Genomic DNA, 1443 nt, shown 5'->3' with positions numbered 1-1443 from the left:
AAGTCATAATTCCTGTCCGTCTCCGAATGATTTATGTCTTTATTATTATAGTTTTCATTCTCTCTTTGATTGTGTCTTTGAATCCCTTTTGTATTACTCGATCCTTTTACCCTGGTGACCCTTAAAATTGAATACGACATGCCAAAATCCCCCTTAAATCTTTATATATATGAATGTATATATTTGTGTACATCTCATGTAAAGTCTAACACACTAGACTTATTCCATAAGTCATTAGTTCGTGTGGACTTGCAGTCGGCTTAAACCCTGTTTTTGCTCAACGCAAAAAGGACTATCTTGTGATAGTCCCAAACCCTCAAATCATTCTACGATTTGATTTCTCCAGTTTCTTTGTCGAAATCCCTTCTGCCATATTTTCGTTCTTGATATACCGCATCGAAATATAATCTAAGCAATCCTGTATGTGACCTTAAAACTGAATTAATAACTTTCATACTCGGCAAATTATATTCCCCAGCGTTCAACTTTACAAATCTTCTAAGCTCTCTCATATTTGCTAAATCATGTTCATCAATCATGTCACAAACATCGTTTAACATTTCCTCTTTATCTTCAACATCTAAAGTAATATAACGATCAATATCAAAGTTATTCAACAGCTTAATATTCTCCCTAGAATATTTAACTTTATTCTTGGCTACAGCATCTTTCGACTCATGTGTTAAATACAAATACATGTTCTCCATACTCTGTTTTACAATTTGAACCTTCGCTACACTCTGATTACCTAAGACCCTTTGTATTCTCATTCTTACACTATGAGGTGTAACTGGATTAGCAGCTACATAAATTACATGGTAATGTGCCTTTTTAAATTCTTGTCCATCAACTTTACTTTTATCTTTATCATGGAGAGGACTAATAGCCATAGGGATTCCAATCATTTCTAGTTGCGTTTCCCAATCTTCTGGTATACTCTCAGGGTATAATAAAAAAGTGAAATACCTTGCTTTATCTGTCGCCATAATGGATCACCTTGTACAGATAATGCATATGTTAAGAGCGGACTTTTGCCAGGTCGCTCTTTTTTTATGCATTTTTCTGCCCTTTCTTGTATTCCTCAAATGCTATTGTTAGTAATGCCGATTTACTCAAGCCTTTTTGTTTAGCCATTTTTTCTAGTTCATCATGAATGTTATGAGATACTGTGATAGTTAATCTTTTCTTAGAATCACTCATACGTTCACTCCTTTCTAAATATAATTACATAGTAACTAAAGTGTGCATAAAATGCAACATTTAGCTTACTTTTTATAAAATGTAGCCTAAAATGTAGCCTAAATGTAGCTTTGTGAAAAACGCTCAAAACCTTTGATAATAAAGGTCAAAACCCTTCACAATCTATATTTTGGCACTCGGCACTTAAAAGGGGGGTCGTAGTACCCCCCCTAGGGGTGCCTCCTCATCTCCAAATAAAAAGAC

Annotated in this window: 3 protein-coding genes; all 3 read right to left on the bottom strand. The window is 34.4% G+C overall.

Features of this window, described 5'->3' with window-relative positions; translation table 11 throughout:
- Positions 1-140: plasmid recombination protein (locus ACFFLE_RS11110; RefSeq protein WP_380572256.1), on the bottom strand; the 140-nt coding region annotated here is incomplete at its 3' end.
- Between the two features lie 186 nt (positions 141-326).
- Positions 327-986 (bottom strand): replication protein, encoded by a 660-nt coding sequence (locus ACFFLE_RS11105; protein ID WP_380572253.1) that lies wholly within the window; start codon positions 984-986, stop codon positions 327-329.
- Positions 987-1050: 64 nt separating this feature from the next.
- Positions 1051-1200 (bottom strand): ribbon-helix-helix domain-containing protein, encoded by a 150-nt coding sequence (locus ACFFLE_RS11100; RefSeq protein ID WP_380572251.1) that lies wholly within the window; start codon positions 1198-1200, stop codon positions 1051-1053.
- Positions 1201-1443 lie beyond the last annotated feature (243 nt).

This window comes from Salinicoccus siamensis (assembly GCF_042429615.1).
GTDB lineage: Bacteria > Bacillota > Bacilli > Staphylococcales > Salinicoccaceae > Salinicoccus > Salinicoccus siamensis.
The sequence above is the reverse complement of the archived record's forward strand: the minus strand, read 5'-3'. Positions and strand labels throughout refer to the sequence as shown.

What these genes read in the sequence shown, in the direction of transcription:
- ACFFLE_RS11105 (WP_380572253.1), bottom strand. Translation starts at nt 986, where the DNA reads ATGGCGACAGATAAAGCAAGGTATTTCACTTTTTTATTATACCCTGAG.
- ACFFLE_RS11100 (WP_380572251.1), bottom strand. Translation starts at nt 1,200, where the DNA reads ATGAGTGATTCTAAGAAAAGATTAACTATCACAGTATCTCATAACATT.